Annotated in this window: 19 protein-coding genes; 9 read left to right on the forward strand and 10 right to left on the reverse strand. The window is 52.2% G+C overall.

What is annotated here, in order from left to right:
- Nucleotides 1–40: 40 nt before the first annotated feature.
- Nucleotides 41–1,948, reverse strand: coding sequence for a heavy metal translocating P-type ATPase (locus tag KNO58_RS11810; protein ID WP_214754109.1), 1,908 nt, complete (start codon nucleotides 1,946–1,948; stop codon nucleotides 41–43).
- Nucleotides 1,949–2,147: 199 nt separating this feature from the next.
- On the opposite strand from KNO58_RS11810, the gene KNO58_RS11815 reads away from it, so the two are divergent.
- Both KNO58_RS11815 and KNO58_RS11820 read left to right on the forward strand, forming a co-directional pair.
- Nucleotides 2,148–3,083, forward strand: a complete 936-nt coding sequence (locus tag KNO58_RS11815; protein WP_214754110.1) for a DMT family transporter — start codon at nucleotides 2,148–2,150, stop codon at nucleotides 3,081–3,083.
- A gap of 137 nt (nucleotides 3,084–3,220) precedes the next feature.
- Complete coding sequence (locus KNO58_RS11820; RefSeq protein WP_021067773.1) at nucleotides 3,221–3,523, forward strand: hypothetical protein; 303 nt, start codon at nucleotides 3,221–3,223, stop codon at nucleotides 3,521–3,523.
- 36 nt (nucleotides 3,524–3,559) lie between these two features.
- Here KNO58_RS11820 and KNO58_RS11825 read toward each other — a convergent pair whose 3' ends face one another.
- From KNO58_RS11825 to yfkAB, 3 genes are read right to left on the reverse strand one after another with little or no spacing between them, the layout of a single operon-like run.
- Nucleotides 3,560–4,702 (reverse strand): MFS transporter, encoded by a 1,143-nt coding sequence (locus tag KNO58_RS11825; protein WP_214754111.1) that lies wholly within the window; start codon nucleotides 4,700–4,702, stop codon nucleotides 3,560–3,562.
- Between the two features lie 45 nt (nucleotides 4,703–4,747).
- A complete protein-coding gene (locus tag KNO58_RS11830; protein WP_214754112.1) occupies nucleotides 4,748–4,942 on the reverse strand; it encodes a hypothetical protein in 195 nt (64 codons plus the stop codon).
- Nucleotides 4,943–4,995: 53 nt separating this feature from the next.
- On the reverse strand, nucleotides 4,996–6,102 hold the full coding sequence (gene yfkAB, locus KNO58_RS11835) for a radical SAM/CxCxxxxC motif protein YfkAB (protein ID WP_214754114.1): 1,107 nt from the start codon (nucleotides 6,100–6,102) through the stop codon (nucleotides 4,996–4,998).
- Between the two features lie 85 nt (nucleotides 6,103–6,187).
- On the opposite strand from yfkAB, the gene KNO58_RS11840 reads away from it, so the two are divergent.
- The 3 genes from KNO58_RS11840 to KNO58_RS11850 all read left to right on the forward strand — a co-directional run bounded on the left by KNO58_RS11840 (nucleotide 6,188) and on the right by KNO58_RS11850 (nucleotide 8,273).
- Entirely contained in the window at nucleotides 6,188–6,397 is a 210-nt protein-coding gene (locus KNO58_RS11840; RefSeq protein ID WP_016510454.1) for a hypothetical protein, read from the forward strand.
- Nucleotides 6,394–7,770, forward strand: a complete 1,377-nt coding sequence (gene rlmD / locus KNO58_RS11845; protein WP_214754116.1) for a 23S rRNA (uracil(1939)-C(5))-methyltransferase RlmD — start codon at nucleotides 6,394–6,396, stop codon at nucleotides 7,768–7,770. Before KNO58_RS11840 ends, rlmD begins: the two co-directional genes overlap by 4 nt.
- A gap of 95 nt (nucleotides 7,771–7,865) precedes the next feature.
- Nucleotides 7,866–8,273: a cytidine deaminase gene (locus KNO58_RS11850; RefSeq protein ID WP_029596028.1), complete on the forward strand. Its 408-nt coding sequence runs from the start codon at nucleotides 7,866–7,868 to the stop codon at nucleotides 8,271–8,273.
- 31 nt (nucleotides 8,274–8,304) lie between these two features.
- Here the strand turns inward: KNO58_RS11850 and KNO58_RS11855 are convergent, their stop codons facing one another.
- Entirely contained in the window at nucleotides 8,305–8,520 is a 216-nt protein-coding gene (locus tag KNO58_RS11855) for a hypothetical protein (protein WP_214754118.1), read from the reverse strand.
- Between the two features lie 121 nt (nucleotides 8,521–8,641).
- On the opposite strand from KNO58_RS11855, the gene KNO58_RS11860 reads away from it, so the two are divergent.
- Entirely contained in the window at nucleotides 8,642–8,929 is a 288-nt protein-coding gene (locus tag KNO58_RS11860) for a hypothetical protein (RefSeq protein WP_214754120.1), read from the forward strand.
- Nucleotides 8,930–8,956: 27 nt separating this feature from the next.
- Here the strand turns inward: KNO58_RS11860 and KNO58_RS11865 are convergent, their stop codons facing one another.
- From KNO58_RS11865 to KNO58_RS11885, 5 genes are all read right to left on the reverse strand, one after another.
- Nucleotides 8,957–10,342 carry a sensor histidine kinase gene (locus tag KNO58_RS11865; RefSeq protein ID WP_214754122.1) on the reverse strand — a complete coding sequence of 462 codons (1,386 nt, stop codon included), beginning with the start codon at nucleotides 10,340–10,342 and terminating at the stop codon, nucleotides 8,957–8,959.
- Nucleotides 10,339–11,028, reverse strand: coding sequence for a response regulator transcription factor (locus KNO58_RS11870; protein WP_021067764.1), 690 nt, complete (start codon nucleotides 11,026–11,028; stop codon nucleotides 10,339–10,341). Before KNO58_RS11870 ends, KNO58_RS11865 begins: the two co-directional genes overlap by 4 nt.
- 169 nt (nucleotides 11,029–11,197) lie before the next feature.
- Complete coding sequence (locus KNO58_RS11875) at nucleotides 11,198–11,764, reverse strand: GNAT family N-acetyltransferase (protein WP_214754124.1); 567 nt, start codon at nucleotides 11,762–11,764, stop codon at nucleotides 11,198–11,200.
- Nucleotides 11,765–11,966: 202 nt separating this feature from the next.
- A complete protein-coding gene (locus KNO58_RS11880) occupies nucleotides 11,967–13,118 on the reverse strand; it encodes an amidohydrolase (RefSeq protein WP_214754126.1) in 1,152 nt (383 codons plus the stop codon).
- Between the two features lie 13 nt (nucleotides 13,119–13,131).
- Nucleotides 13,132–14,040, reverse strand: a complete 909-nt coding sequence (locus tag KNO58_RS11885) for a TIGR01777 family oxidoreductase (protein WP_214754128.1) — start codon at nucleotides 14,038–14,040, stop codon at nucleotides 13,132–13,134.
- Between the two features lie 152 nt (nucleotides 14,041–14,192).
- On the opposite strand from KNO58_RS11885, the gene recX reads away from it, so the two are divergent.
- From recX to KNO58_RS11900, 3 genes are all read left to right on the forward strand, one after another.
- Nucleotides 14,193–15,005 (forward strand): recombination regulator RecX, encoded by an 813-nt coding sequence (recX, locus tag KNO58_RS11890; RefSeq protein ID WP_214754131.1) that lies wholly within the window; start codon nucleotides 14,193–14,195, stop codon nucleotides 15,003–15,005.
- A gap of 50 nt (nucleotides 15,006–15,055) precedes the next feature.
- A complete protein-coding gene (locus KNO58_RS11895) occupies nucleotides 15,056–16,693 on the forward strand; it encodes an L-lactate permease (RefSeq protein WP_214754133.1) in 1,638 nt (545 codons plus the stop codon).
- Between the two features lie 315 nt (nucleotides 16,694–17,008).
- Nucleotides 17,009–18,733 (forward strand): ABC transporter ATP-binding protein, encoded by a 1,725-nt coding sequence (locus tag KNO58_RS11900; protein WP_214754135.1) that lies wholly within the window; start codon nucleotides 17,009–17,011, stop codon nucleotides 18,731–18,733.
- Nucleotides 18,734–18,746: the final 13 nt, after the last annotated feature.

Genomic DNA, 18,746 nt, shown 5'->3' on the forward strand with positions numbered 1-18,746 from the left:
CGAAATCGCCAACGGCTTTCAATGACGGTGTCGATTTTTGTCAGTCCCACGACGTGCTGAGCAAGCGCAGGCCGTTCAAAATGACGAGGATGGTCGATCCTTCGTGCCCGACGACGGCGAACGGCATGACGAGCAGTTCGAAGATGTTTGTCGCAATCAAGACGAGGATGACCCCTAAGGCGAACACGACGTTTTGCAGGACGACCCGATTCAATTTACGAGACTGTTTGATGGCCGAACTTAAGCGGTTCAAGTCGTTCTTCATCAAGACGACGTCGGCCGTCTCGAGAGCGGCGTCCGTCCCTTCTCCCATCGCAATCCCGACATCGGCCGTCGCGAGGGCAGGGGCGTCGTTGATGCCGTCACCGATCATGCCGATGCTGCCATACTCTTGTTTCAAGTGTTTGATGTGCTCGACTTTCTCTTCCGGGAGGCACTCGGCGATATAGCGTGTCAAGCCGGCCTCGGTAGCGATGGCGCGAGCTGTCGCCTCGTTGTCACCTGTGATCATGATGGTGGCGATGCCGAGGTGGTTGAGTCGTTCGATCGCTTGCTTCGCCTCGGGACGTAACGTGTCGCGCAGGGCGAACGCCCCAATCGTCTTCTCCTCATCACTGACGAAGACGAGTGTATGGCCGGCCGCTTTCAAACGTTCGACCTCGTCGCGGAAAAAGTCGTGGCTGCGATCGGCGAATTTCTGTTTGCCGACCCGATATGCGACGCCGTCGATGGTCGCTTCAATCCCAGACCCGGTCACGTCTTTAAAGTGTTCCATCGTGCCCGAATAATTGCCCGTATACTGAACGAGCGCTTCGGCGAGCGGGTGCATCGAATGTTCCTCAATCAAGCTGACGACGCGATATACCTGTTCTTGTGCCAGCTCGGGATGAATCAACGCCGCTTGGACTTCTGGCTTACCAATCGTGAGCGTACCTGTCTTATCGAACGCGACTGCTTTCAAACGTCCCATGTTTTCGATATGGACGCCGCCTTTAAATAAAATTCCGTGTTTAGCAGACGAGGCAATGGCGGCAAGTGCGGCCGGCGTGATGGCGGCGACGAGCGCACAAGGAGAAGCGACCACGAGGAGAATCATACCGCGGTAAATGCTCGTTTCGAGCGACCACGGTGTCAATACCGGACCGAGCAAGATGATTGCCGTAACAGAGGCGAGCACGACTTGGACGTAGCGTCCCTCATACCGGTCGATGAACTGGGCGGACGGTGACTTTTCTTCTTGTGCTTGCTGGACCATTTGAATGATTTTTTGGAACAACGTCTCCGTGGCGAGTTTTGTCACTTCGAGCGTCAAGACACCGTTCAAGTTAACACTAGATCCATATACATCATCGCCGACGTTGCGGTCGACCGGAATCGATTCTCCGGTGATGGCGGCTTCCTCGATCGAGGCGCTGCCTTTTAAGATTCGACCGTCGACCGGGATGCGCTCGCCGGGTCTGACGTAGATGTGGTCACCGACGCGCAGTTCATCGATATGGACGACCTCGAGGGCGCCCGAGCTGTTCAATCGGGTCGCTTGCTCAGGTTGGAGTTCCATGAGCGACTCAAGGGCACGCTCATTCTTATTCATCGTATACGTCTCGAGGGCGCCCGATAATGCGAAGATGAAGATGAGGATGGCGCCTTCCATCCAGTATCCGATTGAAGCGGCACCGATGGCGGCGATAATCATGAGTAGCTCGACGTTCAGGGAACGCGTCTCCCATGTATCGGTCAACCCTTCCTTGGCTTTGGCATATCCACCGATTAAAAAGGCGGTCAAATAGAGGGTGACATAGAGCGCAGGAGCTCCACCTTGTCTTTCCGCGATATATGCGAGTACAATCAATACACCGCTGACGAGCGCCATGATAAGCTCGATATGTTCGACCCAGCTGGCCCGTTTGAAGACGTGGCTTTTTTCGTGTGTGACGGTTGATGTGTTCATGTGAGCACCTCTTTCTAATTGAGAATATATATCAGTTAAATGATAATGATTGAGGATGATTATCATTATCTATTGTTGATATTATAAGGTTTTGAGCGAATCAAAGGTGAATACCTTATTTATAATGATTATCATGTAAGTCTATTTTATCACCAATTATAAGTACTCACAAACTAAAAGATTAAGGAGTTTTTGTGTCATGCCGAATGTATTTCAACGCCCTTGGACGGTCACGTTCTTAGCCCTGTTCAACACGTTTCTCTGGGGGAGTGCCTTTCCGTTCATCAAACTGAGCTACGAAGCGCTCGATATCCAGGAACACGAATATGGGCAACAGCTGTTCTTTGCCGGCGAACGCTTTTTATTGGCTGGTCTGCTCTTGCTCGTCATCAGCCGACTCGTCTTCAAGCGCCCGATTCGCCTAACTGCCGAAAAGCTGAAGGCGTATGCGCATTTAGGGGCATTTTTGACATTCTTACAATATTTGTTCTTTTATGTTGGACTTTCCATCTCGACCGGGGTACAAGGTTCGATTATCGCGGGGTCGACGTCGTTCTTCCAAATGGCGCTCGCTCATTTCCGTTATGAAGACGATCGCTTGAACCGGTTGAAAGGTATCGCTCTCACGCTCGGCTTCTCTGGAATCGTCATCGCCAACTGGCCGACGGCAAGCGCGGAAGTTGGATTTGGGATTGGCGAGATTCTGCTCATTATGGCGATGGTGTCGGGGGCGTTCGGGAATTTGATCGCCAAAGATTATTCGCGCTCGCATGACGTCGCTCCGATGACGGCTTGGGCGATGGTGATCGGATCGCTCGGTCTGCTCATCGTCGGTTACGCGCTTGCGCCAGGTGACGTGTTCCTGCCTTACACCATGACGACCCTGTTCTTCTTGTTGTATCTCGCCCTGTTGTCGGCGGTCGGATTCACGTTATGGAATACGCTCATGAAATACAATCCGGTCAGTCGGGTGTCGCTCTATATGTTCTTTGTTCCCTTATTCGGTGTCGTTTTATCGAGCGTTTTACTCGGAGAGACGATTCCGTGGAACGCGCTCGTCGGCTTGCTGTTCGTCATTTCAGGCATCTATCTCTCCACATATTTTCAAGGGCGGGTGAAACGGGAAGCGCGCTGACGGAACGAACGGGGAGCACGGTTGACGGAATCTTGTTCCCATGGCAAAATATATTAAAAATTCTGAATTCTTTCAGTCGAAATCGGTCTTCGTTGTAAAGACTTGCGTGCGAATCGAAGAGAAAGGAGGGTGCTACCGTGGCAAGAAATCCAATCGTCCGAAACATACTCATCTCTCGCCAACCACGAGACGAGTACGTCAAATACGTGATGAAGTGCGTAAGTCGCGGGTTGAAGGAACATCATGAGCAAGTGGATGCACGTGCCATGAGGCATGGCGAAGATATTCAGACGAAATGGCAAATCAATGACCGGGTCATTGAAGTCACGCTCAAGTCAGACGTGTTGGCCTCGCTCGAGACGGAACCGTTCGCGCTCGATGAGGTGTTCATGCGGGCGTTCGAACGAAACGATGTCAGGCTCGGTCCGGTGAAAGAATAACGTAAAAAGGGAGGGTCTCGGCGGAGACCCTCCCTTTTAGACGTCAATCGGCTTGGCTTTCGCCGTGAACAAACTGACGGCCAAAATGCCAAGAATGAGTGTATACATCAAGAAATACACTTCTTTCGGCAACGCGATCCAAAACGCGCCAATCATCGGTCCGCTAATCGAACCGACACTGAACGAGATACTATAGAGCATATTGCCGGTGGGCAACAATGACCGTGGCAACACTTCCGTCATATGGGCCAGTCCGAGTGAATACGTCGAGCCGAGCCCGGCGCCGGCGAGCGCGAACAAGACGAGGAGCCAGGCATAATGATCGACGGCTAGGTTGGCGATTGCGAAGACGAGCGTGCCAAGGGTCAACACGATTTGAAGGATCCGCTTTTTCCCGAAGTGATCGGCGAGCCGACCGAGTGGTAATTGCACGATAATCGAGGCGACGATGAACGTCGTGATGAGCGTACTCGTCTGCGTGAGCCCGATGTCGTTCCGGACCGTGAAAATCGGTAGGTTGGCATTCAAGCTCGCCTCGAGGAACCCGTATGTAAAGGCGGGTAAGAGCGTATAGCCGCCACCGATTAGGACGAGCCGGATGCGTCCTTTCGAGTCGGTCTTCACTTTTTCGGACTCAGGATACTCATTGTCGACCTTGAAAATCAAGAACAGTGAAGCGAGACAGAAGAAAATCAAGACGAGGAACGGCAGCCAAAAGTGAAGGTCGACGAGCGGAGCGATGAGCGGACCGACCGCGAAACCGAGGCTGAACGCCATCCCATAATACGCCATCGCCCGGCCTAGGCTCCGCTTGTCGCTCGCGGACGTGACCCACACTTGCGAGCCGTAATGGAGCGCCGAGTCACCGAAACCGATGACGAAGCGCATGAGCGCCCACATGAGCAGTGATGGCCAGAGCGGCAGGAAGAACGTGGCGAGCGCCGTCAAGATAATACCGAGGACGATGGTCGGACGGAACCCATACTTGCGGACGAACCGTTCGAGTAGCGGAGCGGAGACGATGACCCCGAGATAGAGCATCGTCGCGTTCAATCCGTTCAACCAGGCCGGATTACCGTCCCGTTCGATGAGCGTCGACAAGAGCGGGATGAGCGCGCCTTGAATCAAGCCGGAGATAAAGACGACAAGTAATAGAATCGAAAATCGAAAGCGTTGCATAGTTCACCTCATCATTATGTACATAGTAAAAAGCTGAGAAGAGTCTCAGCTTTTTGGTTCGTCAATCGGTTGAGTTTGATGGTTCAAGTGTAAAAGTTCATCGTCCCAACTGCCTTGACTCAATGTTTCATCACGGTCTACTTTGTCTGAAACGAATGCGGCTGTCAATAAGATGCTGAGCACGCCACCGAAAATGATGATGGCCATGACGGTGATCATGAATACATAGATGGCAGTCATCTTCAAACACCTCGATTCAGTTTATTTACTGAACATTTCCCGATTTGAAGCAATTAAAACGGTTCGGCCACGCGTTCTCGGAAGTTCACGTCGGGGTAGTATGCTTGTTTGACGAGCGCGTTCGGACCGAGGCATTTCACGGCTGGACAGTGGCATGACAGTGTGGCGTTCAAGCTGCTGTTCGTCCACGTCTCATACGCGTCTTGGAACGAGGTGTCGTACAACGTCCCGAGCGTGCCGAGCTCATCGCCGAAGTCGGTGACGATGATTTGGCCATCGAAGATGTTCGTGTTGAGGCGGGAACGGCCATCGGGGTCGTTCCGCACGGTCACGTTTTTCGCCTCGTGGAGCCGCTTCAATAAAGCGCGGTCTTCCGGCAAGTCGGAACACGCATAAAACGGCAACGTCCCGAATAGCATCCAGACGTTCTCGTCCCGGACGTCAAGTAAGTCGTGAATCGCCTGGCGGGTGTCAGGGAGCGACGCCGACTCGAGCGCACTTGCGAAATCGGCGGGGTACATCGGGTGCACCTCGTGTCGCTGACAGCCGAGGGCGACAATCTCTTCATGGATTTCTCTCAAGTGCGGAATCGTCCGTTTGTTGAGCATCGTCTCGGCCGATACAATCACACCTTCTGCCGTGAGTGCACGGGCGTTGTCTTTCATCGTCTGCAGCATCTTTAAACGTGCCTCCGCGCTCGGTTTCCGGTCCATCATCGCGAAACCGCCCTCTAAGAAGTCGGCGTCCGTTCCCCAGTTATGCGAAATGTGCAAAACGTCAAGGTAAGGGGTAATAAGATGGTAGCGAGAGAGCGGGAGGGTCAAGTTCGAGTTGATTTGTGTGCGGGCACCGCGCTCCTTGGCGTAACGTAAGAGCGGGACGACGTAATTGCGCACCGATTTCATCGACAGCATCGGCTCGCCGCCCGTAATCGAGAATGCGCGCAAGTGCTCAATCTCGTCGAGGCGTGAAATCAATAAGTCGAGCGGGACTTCAGGCTCTTCCGTCTGGTCAAGCATATAGCCGACTGCGCAATGTTCGCAGCGCATGTTGCATAGCTTGGTCGTCGTCACTTCGACGTTTGAAAGGACGAGGCGACCGAACTCGGTTTGATCGAGATATGCTTCCCACGGATCAAACGTTGTCGAGATGTTTTTCATATCAATTCCACCTTTTCATCAAGTCACACGAAATAGTATGCTATAATAACAACTCTTTGTCACGAACCAAAGGAGCGATCACGAGATGGGTAAATCACGAACAGATACGGCAGGGAAAATGAACGTGTTAAAATCGAGAACGGAATTACTGTGCTTATCAGTCAATACGTTGGACGAATTCACGACGCCAGAGGATTTGCATCGATTGTTAGCTGATATTGATTCCTTACGTGCGAAAGTCGTACGTTACGCCAAAGATTTAGAACAAGTATCTCGAAAGGATGAAACACATTGAAACTGATCGTAGGAGAATACACAAGCGCCCAAGCCGAGCGGCTAGGCATTAACGGAGAGGGCATCGCGACAATTGATCGCATGGTCATCTTCATCCCGAACTTATTGCCAGGAGAGAAGGCGAAAGTTGAAATCACGCGCGTCGAGCGGAACTACGCCGAGGCACGTGTCATCAAACGCGACAACGATTCACCGGACCGGGTCAAACCACCGTGTCCGATTTATGACGAGTGTGGCGGTTGCCAGATTCAACATATGAGTCCGCGCCTGCAGATGGACTATAAAGAAGAAATCGTCCGCAACGCGTTCCGTCAAAAGACGAAATTGAACGTCGACAAGTCGGATATCCGTAGTACGAAAGGGATGGACAACCCTTGGTATTACCGCAACAAATCACAATTCCCGCTCTCGACGCGCCGCGGTGAAATCGTGTCAGGGCTCTACAAGCCGAACACGAATGAGCTCGTACCAATCGAACACTGCATGGTGCAACAGCGAGACACGACGAACATCAACAACGCCATCGTCCGTATTTTAAACGAACTTGATATCCCGGTCTACGATGCGCGCCGTGACGTCGGCTTTGCCCGTACAGTCATCGTCCGCTCGGGCTATAAGACGGATGACGTTCAAGTCGTGCTCGTCGTCGGGAATGAAGACGTCCCGCGTTTGGACGAACTGAGTGACCGCATCATGGCGTTGCCGAACGTCGTGTCGTTTCACTTAAACATCAACTCGAACCGTTCAGGCGTCATCTTCGGGTACCGCACGGTTCATATCGCCGGGCAAGACAAGATGGACGAACAGCTTGACGACGTCCATTACCACTTGTCACCGCGTGCGTTCTTCCAACTCAATCCGGCCCAGACGGAAGTCATGTATCGGGAAGTCGTCGAGGCGGCTGGACTGACGGGTGAAGAACGTGTCATCGATGCGTACGCCGGTGTCGGTTCAATCGGTCTTTGGCTCGCGCCGCACGCAAAAGAGATTCGCGGGATGGAAGTCGTCCCGGAAGCGGTCGAAGATGCGAACGCACATATGCGCGAGAACGGATTCAGCCATGCCATGTACGTCGAAGGCCGGGCCGAGCATTGGATTCCGCGCTGGGTGAAGGACGGTTGGATTCCAGATGTCATCGTCGTCGATCCGCCGCGCACAGGTGTCGATCATCAGCTCCTCAACGCAATGATCTCATCGAAAGCGAAACGCATCGTCTACGTGTCATGTAACCCGCAGACACTCGCACGAGACGCGGACCAACTCATGAAAGCCGACTATAAAATCAACTATATCCAGCCGTACGATATGTTCCCACAGACGGCGCACGTCGAGTCAATCGTCGTCTTCGAGAAGAAGAAAAAGAAAAAGTATTGACGGGGTGGTGAAAACGCTTGCAAAATCAGCGTTTTCACGCTATAGTTCAGATGTCAGACTTCTTTGATAAACGTTAAGAAGCGGAGGAACATCAGATGATCCCACAAGAAAAAGTGAACGAGCTTGTCCATAAAGCGATTGATGCACGGTCGCGTGCCTATACACCGTATTCGAAATTCAATGTCGGGGCCGTCGTCATCGACGAGACCGGCAAAGAGATTTTAGGTTGCAACGTCGAGAACGCTTCGTACGGGTTGTCGATGTGTGCAGAACGGACCGCCATCTTTAAAGCGGTATCGGAAGGCAGCAAGGCAATCGAGACGGTCGTTGTCGTCGGAGACACCGACGGGCCAATCTCGCCGTGCGGCGCTTGCCGTCAAGTCATCGCCGAGTTTGCGAGTGACGACTTTACGTTGATTCTCGCGAACATGGCCGGAGAGACAAAAGTGATGACAAAAGAAGAGATGTTGCCATACGGCTTCTCACCAAAAGATTTAACGTAAAATAAAGATGCGGACGAATTCGTCCGCATCTTTATTTGTTACCGTCATATTTTTTCTCGCTGGCAGAGTCGTCCTTCGAGTGGCGTTTCTGTTTCTCATCTTTCGCTTTTTGGTTCAGCTCTTCCACGGGAATCGGGTCGACGGTTTCCATGCCTTCTTGGTCGAAGATGCTATCCTTGTCGGTATTGACAGCATCTGGGTTATCGAACGGCCGTTTTGACGGGTCCTGTGATTTTTTCATCCTCATCGCCTCCTTGTGTTGATTGTTATTCCACTCTGTTAAATTGTGTAAACGCTTTAGGAAACGGGTTTCGATTTTGCGGAACAGTGGAATTATCCGTACATAGTGACTAAGGAGGGATATTCGGATGGATAAGAAAGTCTTAATGGGAATCGTACTCGGTGTGGCCGGGGCTGCGCTCGTCGCGCCGAAAGTGGCAGCGCTCTTGACGCAAGACCACGATGAGGATACATGGAGCAAGATGGATCGCATGGAAAGTGTCGATTCGGATAAAGATGAGGCGGAGGCTGGACTCACGCAACTTGACTCGAATCACCGGGCCGAGTGGCAAGCGAACGGCTTTCCGCAGACGCACGCTGAGCGGGAGCGTCTCATGAATGAATCAGAGGACGCTTTTAAAGGGCAAGATATCTAAAAAAGACAGCCATCGTGGCTGTCTTTTTTAGATATCTTCGTCCGGTAATAATGGGAGCGTGAGCGTGACGGTCGTCCCGTTGCCGACTTCTGACGCGAAGTGCATCGAGCCGCCGTGGCGCTCCATAATGTGTTTGGCGATGGCGAGTCCGAGTCCGGTTCCGCCGTCTTCGCGTGTCCGTGATTTGTTGACGCGATAGAATCGTTTTGTCAGTTGATCGAGGTCCTCTTTCGGGATGCCCCGACCTTCGTCATGAATCTCGGTGACGGCATTGTCCGCGGTCGCATACGTCTTCACGCGAATCGATTTGCCGGCTTCCGTATAGCGGAGCGCGTTATCGAGCAGATTCCCGACGACTTGCTCAAGCCGGTCATGGTCTCCGAGAATAATCAAGTCGAAATCGAGGTTCGTCTCGATGGTGACGCCTTTTGCCCGGGCAATCGGCTCGAAACGATAGAGGACGTCTTCGAGCACTTGCGAATAGACGACCGGTTCCTTCGTCATCGGATACGAATCGCGCTCGAGTTGGGCCAAGTCGAGCAAATCGTTGACGAGCCGTTGCAACCGTTCGGTCTCGTTCTCGATAATCTCATAATATTGATTTTTTGTTTTCTCATCGAGCGATGGGTCTTGAAGCATCTCGGTATACCCGCGAATATACGACAGCGGCGTCCGCAATTCATGGCTCACGTTCGCCAAGAACTCTTTCCGTTGCTCTTCGACGAGCCCGAGTGACTCGGCCATCCGGTTCAGCGTCTCGGCAAGCTCACCAATCTCATCATCGTAATAGATGGGGATGCGGTGCGAGAAATCCCCTTTGGCGTACACTTGGGACGCCCGTTTCATTTGGATGAGCGGTTGGATGATCGTGTCGATAATCTGGGTGCCGAAGATGAGCAGGTTCACGATCATCAAAATGAGCAGGAACGTAATCATGAGCCGAATCGGTTGGAACGGCTCACTGATTTTACTCAGCTCCATATACAGGATGAGCGCATTGTCGAGCTCGCCGTCCCGGATGAGCGGGAAGGCGGACATGAGGATGTCGACATCCTCAGTCGGGTGTTTGCGGGTGACAGAAATCGCATAGCCGTCTTGCAGCTTTGCGAGATCCTGTTCCCGTAAAAACGTCTTGCCCGAGCCGAGACTGTCTTCCCGGACGGACGAGAGAAACACTTTCGTCTCGGTCAGTTCGTTCGTGTACGTCATACTGTCGGAAAACGCGTCAGAGAAGCCGTCGGCCTTGTAGATGGTGACGAGCTTCTCTCCGCGGTTGATGAGCAGTTCTTCTTGCGTCTGCACATAAAATTTGTCGTACAAGTAAAACGTCATAATGATGAACACGAACGCGGAGAAGAGGCTTGCGGTCCAGATGGTGATCCAAATCCGCTTCCGGATCGTGTATTGCTTCATACGGTCGCCTCGAACTTATAGCCGATCCCCCAGACGGTTTGGATATAGCCACCCGCTTCGCCGAGCTTGAGACGAAGTGTCTTGATATGGGTGTCGACCGTTCGGAGGTTGCCGTGATATTCGGTCCCCCAAATTTGGTCGAGCAATTGTTCACGTGAGAACACTTTCTCTTCGTTCGTGATGAACAAGTAAAGCAAATCGAACTCTTTCCGGGTCAAATTGACCGTTTTGCCTTTTACACTGACCGCACGGCCATCGATATCGATCGATAACACGCCGGTATCGAACGTCGCTTCTTGTTCTTTTGAGAAGTTATGTGTCCGACGAAGTGTCGCTTCGATTCGAGCGAGCAACTCGCGGGGGCTGAACGGCTTCGTGATATAGTCGTCCGCGCCAATCTTCAAGCCATGGATACGATCGAGTTCTTCTGACCGGGCCGTGAGCATGATAATCGGGACGTTCGAGAACTCGCGGATGCGCATGCATGCCGTGAGGCCGTCGAGTTCAGGCATCATCACGTCGAGCAGCACGAGATGGAACGACTGTTCTTTCAACAAGTCGATTGCCTCGAGGCCGTTCGTAGCTGTGACGGTCTCATATCCTTCCTTCTCTAAGTTCGAAACGAGTAAATCCCGCATTTGTTCTTCATCATCGGTCACTAAGATGCGAAACGTTGGTTCTGACATTGGGCATTCTCCTTTACAAAACGGTTAACGAGGACGTGTGATAATTCCCTCATACTTCTATCATACCTATCTCTCCGAATTAGAACAGAAATATTCATTGTCGTAAAGTTGTCCTCATGCAATCCACACAAAAACGCCACAAAAAAGCCAATTCTTTGTCAGAATTGGCTTATGCTTCGAGCTGTGCTTCGTACGTATGATCGAATTCAGGCGCATGGAGGGAGTGCAAGTAAAGTTGGAAACTCGACTTCGACACTTCATACAGAACGTATTCGATTTCACCTTGATTGATTTCAGCTAGTAATTCAGACCGAATCTCGTTGGCGCAGAAAGCGTACGGCAATTTTTCCGCCGCCGCAATTGAACGCTCATTCGATTTACGGATTTTCAAAAATACACTTTCGATGTCAAGTTCGAAGAAAAGTTCGGAGAAGAACGCTTCTTTCGCGACTTGATTGTAACCTTTGCCGTGATACGGTTTGCCAAGCCACGTCCCGAGGAATCCATAGCCGGATCCCACATCGAACAAGCTGATCGTCCCGATTGGGGTACCAAACTCGTTCGTGATGGTGCGTGAGATGATGTTTCCTTGCTCTTCTAGCTCGATGATTTGCTTCGTGCTAAATAAAAACTCGTCAAAGTGGACCGTCTTTTGACGGACATATGGAAAGACATCTGGGTGTTGCATCAGTTCGAACAACTCCGCGCAGTCGGTAAGCTCACGAAATTTGAGCACCTTTACATTCCTCCTCCTATTTCAGACCGCTGAAGAATAGTTGTAACGAAAGCATACTTCTGGCTTCGTTGTTCGAACTTGCCTTGGCTGCTCCCTTTTATGAAGTTACAAGATTATTTTATAGAGTTTTTTTAAAAAAGCAAGTAAATAAAATGCAACTTCATAAAAAAAATAATAAGAGCGCTTTCACGACTGGTGTCACTCACATCTCGTGATGGGTTTTCGAACGGCTCGTCGAGTAGACGATGTGGCCATTGACGATCGTCATAATCGGCTTGGACATATAATCAAGCGGGAAGTGGCTCCACAAGACGAGGTCGGCGTCTTTGCCGATTTCGAGCGAGCCGATGCGGTCGTCCACCCCTAGCGATTCAGCCGGGTGAATCGTAATGGCACGGAGCGCGACGTCGACCGGTAGTCCTTCACGGGCAGCAAGACCGGCGCACAGATTCAAATATTGAACCGGCGTATAAGGATGGTCCGTCGTGATGGAGACGATCATATCGTGCTCATGTAAGATGCGATACGTCTCCCACGTCTTGTTTTGGAGCTCGATTTTCGACTTCCGTGTGAACGTCGGTCCAACGGTGACGTGTTTGACACCGAGTTCGCGCAACTTTTCGGCGACGAGATGTCCTTCCGTACAGTGCTCAATCCGATAATCGAGGTCGAACTCTTGTGCGAAGCGGACGACCGATAAAATATCGTCGGCGCGGTGGGCGTGGACACGAATCGGCATTTTGCGATCGAGCGCCAGTTGAATCATCTGGCTACCGAACGTGCCAATCGTCTTCGTCGAATCAACGGTCCGGAACGCTTCACGCAATAATCCCATGATGCCCATCCGGGTCAACTCGCCGGACTTCCCCATGCTGTGGACGCGTTTCGGGTTCTCGCCGAGCGCGAGCTTCAGGCCGGCATAGCGGCGAAGTACCATATCCTCGATAAAGCGGCCATGGGTTTTGATGACACTCGTCACACCGCCAATGACGTTCATACTGCCAGGCATGACTTGGACGGCAGTTACCCCGGCCATGAGCGCTTCACGAAAACCTTCATCGAGCGGATAGACGCCATCGATGGCCCGGGCGTGCGGGGTCATCGCCTCGACCGTCTCGTTTGCATCGTTTCCGACAGAACCGGTCCCTTCGTCATACAACCCGAGATGGGTATGGGCGTCGATAAAGCCGGGGAACAAGAAGTTGCCTTCGGCTTCGATGACCGTCTCTCCGTCGAGCGGGTCCAACAAGTCCGCCATCTCGACGATTTTGCCGTCTTTGACGCGAAGGTCCCCGTAAAAATGTGGTGCGGTGATTGGATAGATATGGGCGTTACGAATTAACAAATTACTCACGTGCTGGCTCCTTTCAAGTCAAATGAAGTAGTTGTTTCAAGGCGGGTTCTAACGTTTCGTAGCGGAACCGGAAACCGTGGTTGAGGGCTTTCGTCGGAACAACTTTCGCTCCTTCGAGGACGATGACGCTTTTCTCTCCGAGCGCGAGCTTGAGGAGCGGCGCCGGGGCAGGCGCCCAGTGAGGACGATGCATCACCCGACCAAGTGTTTTCCCAAATTCGTCCATCGTCACGGGCGTCGGTGCCGTTCCGTTGACGGGTCCTTCGATCGTACTCGTCTCGATAATATGGACGAACAAACGGACGAGATCATCCAAATGAATCCACGGCACCCATTGCTTGCCGGAGCCGAGCCGTCCGCCGACGCCGAGCGTGTACGGCAATTTCATGAGCGGGAAGGCACCGCCGTCATTGGATAAGACGACACCCGTCCGCATCGTGACGAGACGGATTCCCATGTCTTGGATAGGTTGCGCCTCTTTCTCCCACAGAACGCAGACGTTGCCTAAAAAATTGGTCCGGTCGGGGAGCGGTGTCGCCTCTGAATACGTGATCGATCGATTTTCACCGTATATCCCGATGGCAGAACCACTGATGACGACGCTCGGCTTGCGTTTCATATTTTTAATGATGCGGACGACTTCTTTCGTCCCATCAATCCGACTTTGAAGAATGGCTTGCTTTTGTTTATGCGTCCATCGCCCGTCGTTGATCGAGGCTCCTGCCAAATGGACGATCGCATCTACGTCTTGAAGCTCGGATTCAGGATGACTATCGGGCGTCATCCATTCGACGAACGAGATCCCTCCTTGCCGCGGACGTGGGTGGCGCGTCAATACGACGACTTGATGTCCGGCTCCGGCGAGCGCGCGTACGAGCGGTTTGCCAATCAATCCGGTACCACCAGTGATTGCTATTTTCATGGGTCTCCCTCCAATATCCTTTAAGCGATTTCAAAACGGGTATGAGGACTATAGGAATGTCTTGTACAGATAATACCCCTTCTTCTAACTTATCAAAAATCCTGCCCGAACGGGGAACGTGATATGTTAGAAGCAGGAAATGGAGGGATTTTGTGAAAATCGCAAAGTTTACGACCCAAAAGAAAAATCAAGACCGGTTGAACGTCTTTGTTGAAAAAGATGGACGTGAGGAGTTCGCGTTCGCCATCGACCTCGACGTCTTCATCAAATACGGATTGACGAAAGGGATGGAGCTCGAAGACGATTTTGTCCGGGACGTCCTTCAAGCGGAAGAAGAACAGAAAGCGTACAAAGCGGCCGTCAACTATTTATCGTATCGAATGCGTGCCGTTTCAGAGGTACGTGACTATCTCGTGAAGAAAGAGATAGACGAGTCAGCCATTAAACGCGTCATCGAACGCTTGATTGAACAGCGTTATTTGAACGATGCCGAGTTTGCCAAAGCGTACACTCAGACGAAGTTCAATACGAGCCCGAGTGGACCTGTGAAAATCAAACGAGAACTCGCTCAGCTTCGAATCGCTCCAGACATTATCGAAGACGTCATCGCCGCCATCTCGCACGAAGATCAGCTCGAAAAGGCCGGAAAGTTTGTAAATCGGAAACAAATGGAAACAAATCGCCGTTCCGCCACAGAAGTGCAACAAAGAATTCAACAAACCCTGATGCAAAGGGGATTTTCGTTTGATATTATTTCAGAGGCGATTCTCACGTTTTGGGAGAACGAGGATGAGGACGTTGAACTTTCAGCTTGTCTGACCCAGGCTGAAAAACTGAATCGGAAGTTTAGCGGGTATGCCCCATATGAGCGGAAACAGCGGATGAAGATGCAGCTTCGTCGCAAAGGTTTTCCGTATGAGGTGATTGACCGGGCGTTAGAGCGGCTCGCTGAACAAGAGTCATAATGGGAGATGCATTTACGGTAAGGGGAAAAATCTGAAAAGGTGGGTCTACATTGACGATTTTTGAATGGATTACAGCACTCATGCCGATTGTGGCAGTGCTCATCTTATTGGTCATTATGCGTTTACCGGCATCGGTTGCGATGCCACTATCTCTCATCTTAACGGCTGGACTTGCGTTCTTCGTCTGGCAGCTCGACGCGACGCGAATCATGGCGGCGACGCTACAAGGTCTTGTCATCGCCGTTACGACCGTCTGGATCGTCTATGGGGCGATCGGAATGATGAATACGATGAAAGAGGGTGGCGGCATGAACGCCATCCGTTCCGGCTTCATCAACATTACGCCTGATCCCCGGATTCAAGTGCTCATCGTCGGTTGGTTGTTCGTCTCATTCATCGAAGGCGCATCCGGTTTTGGGACACCGGCCACGGTCGCGGCACCTCTTTTAATCGCACTCGGCTTCCCGCCAATCGCTGCCGTTGTCATCGCCTTATCAGCCGACGTATCGGCTGTCACGTTCGGTGCGGTCGGGACACCGGCCTTGATCGGAATCGGGAACGGACTGTCGCTCGACGTCAACCAACCCGAGACGATTGAGTTTTTGACAACCGTCGTCTTGCAGACGGTGCTCATCGATATGTTCGTCGGTCTTTTTATCCCATTCATTTTAATCTTGATGCTAACGCGATTCTTCAGTAAAGAGAAATCGATTAAACCGGCGCTTGAAGTGTTCCCGATCGCCATCATCGCAGCGCTCATCTACAGCATCCCTGCCTACATCTGGACGCTCATCCTCGGGTTTGAGTTCGGAGGTATGCTCGGAGGATTGACGGGTCTCGTCATTCTCGTCACGATGGCACGCAAAGGCATCCTTATGCCGAAACGGTTATGGACGTTCGACGGTTATGCCGATGAAATCGATCAACCAATCGAGAAGTCGTCGGTCGGCAAAGGCAAACGCGAGCTTCCGCAATGGAAAGCGTGGGCGCCTTACTTGATTTTAACGATTTTCCTCGTATTGACGCGGACCGTACCGTTTTTGAACGAATTGACGCGCAGCGTTCGCATCGATTTGCCGAACATTTTGAGCGTCGAAGGCATTTCGACATCGTGGGAACCGTTCTACTCACCAGGGTTCATGTTCATCTTGACGATGATTGCGACGTTCTTCCTCCACAACATGAGTTGGTCGCAAGTGACCTCGGTGTTCAAAGCGACGACGCTCGGTGTCGTCGGGACGGCCATCACGCTCGCCGCTTCGGTGCCGATGGTTCGGATTTTCATTCACTCGGAAAACGGAGGGGCAGGTCTTGCATCGATGCCGGTCGAACTCGCAACAGCCGCGGCCGACACGTTCGGTGGTGTCTGGCCGCTCGTCGCACCGTGGATCGGGGCGCTCGGGGCGTTCGTTTCCGGGTCAGCCACATTCTCGAATATGATGTTCTCGAGTTTAACGACGAATGTCGCCGAATCGGTCGACTTGAACCAGACGCTCGCCCTGTCAATGCAGATGGCGGGCGCGAACGCCGGTAACATGATTTGCGTCTTGAACGTCGTCGCGGTCGCCTCGGTGGCAGGTCTACTCGGAAAAGAAGGGACAATCATCCGCTATACGCTCATGCCGATGATTTATTACGTGACAGCGACCGGGCTTGTCGGTTTGATGCTCGCCACATTCTTCTTGTAAAAAGTTACAAAATATTTACGACAATAATATTGACAATTTTCTGAACAGTCTGCTAAGGTTTTAGTAGATTTTCAAACTATGAACAGAGAGGAGCCAGCATGATGAAGTACATCCCAACACTACAACGCACACACACAACATCATATGGCTACTCGTATTTGACTGCGTAATTTGGCAGCTGGATAGGGGTAGTGTCCTTTCCCTGACCATGCAAAAGACTGAAGACTCAGAAGCGTACTTCATCCGATTGGTTGCACAATCAGGTGACGTGCGCTTTTTTTGCGTGCACGGAAAGGACGAAAGGGGGAATCAGTCATGAAACTGATTAAACAATTGGATTGGTTTATTAAAAGACAGAAGCGGACGTATATTTTCGCCATCATCTTGTTGATTATCACTGGGATCGTCGATATGCTCCCGCCGTGGATTATCGGGCAGGCGATTGATGCGATCCGCGAAGGCAGCTTGACGACAGAACGACTCGTCCTCATCGTCGGGTCACTGCTCAGCATCATGGTTTTATCGTACGTCCTCTCGTATGTATGGATTGCCCGCCTGTTTGGGACAGCATTCCTGCTCGAGAAAAAATTACGGGCCCGTTTCTTTGGCCACTTGCTCCGGCAAACACCGCGCTTCTATCAACAGCACCGCACCGGAGATTTGATGGCGCTCGCGACGAACGATTTGAAAGCGGTCGAACGGACGGCCGGGTTCGGTGTGATGACGCTCGTCGACTCGTTCAATATGACGCTCATCGCTCTCACCATCATGGGCGTGTTCATCGATTGGAAGTTGACGCTCGCGGCACTCCTGCCGATGCCGCTCCTCGCCTGGTCAATGAATAAGCTTGGCCGCCAAATCCATGCCCGCTTCACAGCGGCGCAGGATGCGTTTGGCGTGATGAACGACCAAGTCGTCGAATCGATTTCAGGCCTTCGGGTCGTCCGCTCGTTTGTTCAAGAAGATGCGGACACGAAAAAGTTCGATACGATCACCGACGACGTCATGGCCAAAAACATGCACGTCGCCAAAATCGACGTCTTGTTTGAACCGGTCATTAAACTGCTCGTCGGCTTGAGTTATTTGATCGGGTTGTCGTTCGGCACGTATCTCGTGTTCACGAACGATATCACGCTCGGTCAGCTCGTCTCGTTTAACATCTATCTTGGGATGCTCATTTGGCCGATGTACGCGTTCGGAGAACTGATTAACGTCGTGCAACGGGGAACGGCTAGCCTCGAACGAATCGAAGCGACGATGAACGAGACACCGGACGTGGTCTCGACCGGCACGGTCGAAGTCGACGTCCCGGAGAAAATCACGTTCAAATCCTTGTCGTTCCAATATCCAGGAGCAACTCGTGCCTCACTCGAAGACATCGTCTTGCACGTGTCGCGTGGCGAGACGATTGGGGTGGTCGGACCGACCGGGGCCGGCAAGACGACGCTGTTGCGTCAATTGCTCCGGGAGTATCCGATTGACGACTCGTTACTCGTCAATGGTGTCCCAATTCACGACATCAAACTCGAGACGGTCCGCGGTTGGAGCGGTTACGTCTCGCAGGAACATTTACTGTTCTCGAAGACGGTCCGCGACAACATCTTGTTCGGCTCAAACGAAGCGACGGAACAAGACCTCGAGACGGCCATCCGGCTCGCGGCGTTCGACACTGATATCGAACATTTGGAGAACGGTCTCGACACGGTCGTCGGGGAACAAGGGGTTATGCTCTCGGGCGGTCAGAAACAACGGCTCTCGATTGCCCGCGCCCTCTTGAAAAATCCAGAGATCCTCTTGCTCGACGATTCGCTTTCAGCGGTCGACGCCAAGACGGAAGCGCGCATCATCGACTCGGTCCGGACGAGCCGGGCTGAACAGACGACGTTTATCGTCGCGCACCGCCTGTCCGCTGTCGCTCACGCCGACCAGATTCTTGTGTTACAAGACGGTCGTGTGACGGAGCGGGGCACGCATGACCAACTGATGGAACGACACGGTTGGTATTATGAACAATACGTTCGACAAGGAGAGTCGGAGTAATCCGGGAAAGGGG

Source organism: Exiguobacterium sp. J17977 (assembly GCF_018616375.1).
GTDB lineage: Bacteria > Bacillota > Bacilli > Exiguobacteriales > Exiguobacteriaceae > Exiguobacterium > Exiguobacterium mexicanum.

What these genes read in the sequence shown, in the direction of transcription:
- KNO58_RS11810 (WP_214754109.1), bottom strand. Translation starts at nt 1,948, where the DNA reads ATGAACACATCAACCGTCACACACGAAAAAAGCCACGTCTTCAAACGG.
- KNO58_RS11815 (WP_214754110.1), top strand. Translation starts at nt 2,148, where the DNA reads ATGCCGAATGTATTTCAACGCCCTTGGACGGTCACGTTCTTAGCCCTG.
- KNO58_RS11825 (WP_214754111.1), bottom strand. Translation starts at nt 4,702, where the DNA reads ATGCAACGCTTTCGATTTTCGATTCTATTACTTGTCGTCTTTATCTCC.
- KNO58_RS11830 (WP_214754112.1), bottom strand. Translation starts at nt 4,942, where the DNA reads ATGACTGCCATCTATGTATTCATGATCACCGTCATGGCCATCATCATT.
- yfkAB (WP_214754114.1), bottom strand. Translation starts at nt 6,102, where the DNA reads ATGAAAAACATCTCGACAACGTTTGATCCGTGGGAAGCATATCTCGAT.
- KNO58_RS11840 (WP_016510454.1), top strand. Translation starts at nt 6,188, where the DNA reads ATGGGTAAATCACGAACAGATACGGCAGGGAAAATGAACGTGTTAAAA.
- KNO58_RS11850 (WP_029596028.1), top strand. Translation starts at nt 7,866, where the DNA reads ATGATCCCACAAGAAAAAGTGAACGAGCTTGTCCATAAAGCGATTGAT.
- KNO58_RS11855 (WP_214754118.1), bottom strand. Translation starts at nt 8,520, where the DNA reads ATGAGGATGAAAAAATCACAGGACCCGTCAAAACGGCCGTTCGATAAC.
- KNO58_RS11860 (WP_214754120.1), top strand. Translation starts at nt 8,642, where the DNA reads ATGGATAAGAAAGTCTTAATGGGAATCGTACTCGGTGTGGCCGGGGCT.
- KNO58_RS11865 (WP_214754122.1), bottom strand. Translation starts at nt 10,342, where the DNA reads ATGAAGCAATACACGATCCGGAAGCGGATTTGGATCACCATCTGGACC.
- KNO58_RS11870 (WP_021067764.1), bottom strand. Translation starts at nt 11,028, where the DNA reads ATGTCAGAACCAACGTTTCGCATCTTAGTGACCGATGATGAAGAACAA.
- KNO58_RS11885 (WP_214754128.1), bottom strand. Translation starts at nt 14,040, where the DNA reads ATGAAAATAGCAATCACTGGTGGTACCGGATTGATTGGCAAACCGCTC.
- KNO58_RS11900 (WP_214754135.1), top strand. Translation starts at nt 17,009, where the DNA reads ATGAAACTGATTAAACAATTGGATTGGTTTATTAAAAGACAGAAGCGG.